At 65.6% G+C, this 1289-nt stretch carries 1 protein-coding gene and 2 pseudogenes; 2 read left to right on the top strand and 1 reads right to left on the bottom strand.

The genetic code is table 11. The features are described 5' to 3' along the window. Both ACYVD0_RS14570 and ACYVD0_RS14565 read left to right on the top strand, forming a co-directional pair. Positions 1-105 (top strand): annotated as a pseudogene (locus ACYVD0_RS14570) (3-hydroxyacyl-CoA dehydrogenase NAD-binding domain-containing protein); the annotation flags it as partial. Then, a pseudogene (locus tag ACYVD0_RS14565) lies at positions 101-352 on the top strand (helix-turn-helix domain-containing protein); the annotation flags it as partial. The pseudogenes ACYVD0_RS14570 and ACYVD0_RS14565, both read left to right, overlap by 5 nt. Positions 353-400: 48 nt before the next feature. Here ACYVD0_RS14565 and ACYVD0_RS14560 read toward each other — a convergent pair. Continuing rightward, complete coding sequence (locus tag ACYVD0_RS14560; protein WP_460427473.1) at positions 401-886, bottom strand: MarR family winged helix-turn-helix transcriptional regulator; 486 nt, start codon at positions 884-886, stop codon at positions 401-403. Positions 887-1289 lie beyond the last annotated feature (403 nt).

Below are 1289 nucleotides of genomic sequence, written 5' to 3'. Positions count from 1 at the left end.
ACCATCTCCATCGGCCTGCTGGCCGGCTCGCTCAAGCATCCGCAGCGCTTCTGCGGCATGCACTTCTTCAACCCGGTGCCGCTGATGCCGCTGGTGGAGGTCATGCCTGTGCCGCCAGCTGGTCGGGCAGAGCGCCCTGCAGGTGATCCACCAGCGCCTGCTGCTGGAGGCCAAGCGCAACCTGATCTACACCACCATGACCGTCAACGAGCTCTCTGATGCGCTCGGCTTCAACGATCCGGCCTACTTCTCGCGGTTCTTCCGCCGCCTCGCCGGGCAGTCGCCGAAGGCCTTCCGCCAGAGTGCGGCGGCCGGCAGTGCGCTGACGCCGGATCGGGACGATGAGGGATGAAGAGGGTGGGCAAGACGGCGCGGCGCTTCCTTGCCGCGCCGGGCGAATTCAGCGGTAGATCTTGTGCAGCAGCCCGATCAACTGCTGGCGTTCCTCGGCGCTGAGCGCCGCGGTGGCGTCCAGGTCGCTCTGCGCGGCCACCTCGCGCAGCTGTTTGAGCAGCGTTTCGCCGGCCTTGCTGAGAAAGATGCCGTAGGAGCGCTTGTCCGGCTTGCAGCGCACCCGCACCGCCAGCCCGCGGCTTTCCAGCTTGTTCAAAAGGACCACCGCCTGCGGTGGCTCGATGGCCAGCGCGCGGGCCAGGTCGGCCTGCATCAGGCCGGGGTTGTGCTCGATGATCGCCAGGGCGGTGAACTGCGCCGGACGCAGGTCGAAGACGCCGATGCGGCTGACCAGATGCTGAAAGACCTTGAGCTGGGCGCGGCGCAGGGCATAGCCGATCAGCTCGTCGAGGGAGCTGTCCAGCGGACTGTCGGCCGGCTGGGCGATGGCCTGCGCAGCGGCGGCCAGGGTGGAGCTGGACTTGCGGGGCATGGGCGCGTGCGGTTCCCGATTAGTTAATCTGCATAAAAATTCTGCAATGCCCGGCGGAAACTATCCAGAGGCAATCTTTCCCGCGTGCCACCTCTTGCCCAAAGGGGCGTTCGGGTGCTGAATGCAGCCATGGCCCGCCGTCGATGGTTCGTTGTCGTAAGAATGTCCGATGGCCGGCTCCCGGGCCGCGCAACTATCCTGAAACCAGCGCCGGGCAAAGCTGTCCGCAAGCGATCCGGCTGCGGCGGTTCGCGTGGTGCGCGGCCGGCCGACGTGGCCAGTGCAGCTTCTACTTGGAGAATCAGTCGATGATTTACGAAGGGAAAGCCATCCGGGTCCAGGCCCTGGGGGATGGCATTGTCGAGATGCAGTTCGACCTCGAGGGCGACTCCGTCAATAAATT

The sequence above is a fragment of the Azotobacter armeniacus genome (genome assembly GCF_054779355.1).
The sequence above is the reverse complement of the archived record's forward strand: the minus strand, read 5'-3'. Positions and strand labels throughout refer to the sequence as shown.